Source organism: Streptomyces marokkonensis, from assembly GCF_039539045.1.
GTDB lineage: Bacteria > Actinomycetota > Actinomycetes > Streptomycetales > Streptomycetaceae > Streptomyces > Streptomyces marokkonensis.
This window is the reverse complement of the sequence record NZ_BAABCQ010000418.1, coordinates 1-606: the sequence shown is the minus strand read 5'-3', so window position 1 is coordinate 606 and position 606 is coordinate 1. Positions and strand designations below refer to the sequence as shown.

Annotated in this window: 1 protein-coding gene; it reads left to right on the top strand. The window is 67.2% G+C overall.

Translation table 11 applies throughout. The annotated features are described in order from the left end of the window. Window positions 1-352 precede the first annotated feature (352 nt). Window positions 353-606, top strand: a 254-nt coding sequence (locus tag ABEA26_RS36200; RefSeq protein ID WP_425587965.1) for a transposase, incomplete at its 3' end; no start/stop codon positions are given.

Sequence of the window (606 nt, the reverse complement as noted above, 5' to 3'; positions counted from 1 at the left end):
GGTAATTGTAGTCGAGCACGCAGGTATAGCCCTGCCGCATCTGCCCGGGGTGCTCCTCGCCGTCCTCGCCCAGCTGGAGCCACGGGCAGTCCGGGCCGCCGTGGGACGCCCCGGCCCTCAGCAGGGTAATCACCCCCCACGCTAGCGGGACCACGAAAAATGCGATGAACATTCCGCGCAACCTCATTGCGGCACCCTATTGGGTTCTGGGTTGTTGGACGTGTGTGAGCGATCTGGTGGGGGGCGCGCGACATCTGTCGCCGTCGGCGCAGGAGGCCCTGCGGTTGCGGGCGGTGGCCGCGTTGGTGGCGGGCCGGGACCTGGCCAAAGATCCGGGCGAGGGTCGACGGCGGTGAGGTCCTCTTTCGCCGGCCATGTCGGGATCCGCTCCGACCAGGTCACCGGCCGGACCTGGGGAGAGAAGGGCCGAACCCCGATCGTGCGGCGGAGCGGCAACCGGTTCTCCGTGAACGCGATGTCCGCGATCAGTACCAAGGGCCGGATGCACTTCATGGTCTTCACCGAGAGCTTCACCGCCGAGGTGATGTGTTGCTTCCTGGACCGGCTCGCCGGCCACTTCGACCACAAGATCCACCTCGTGGTCGA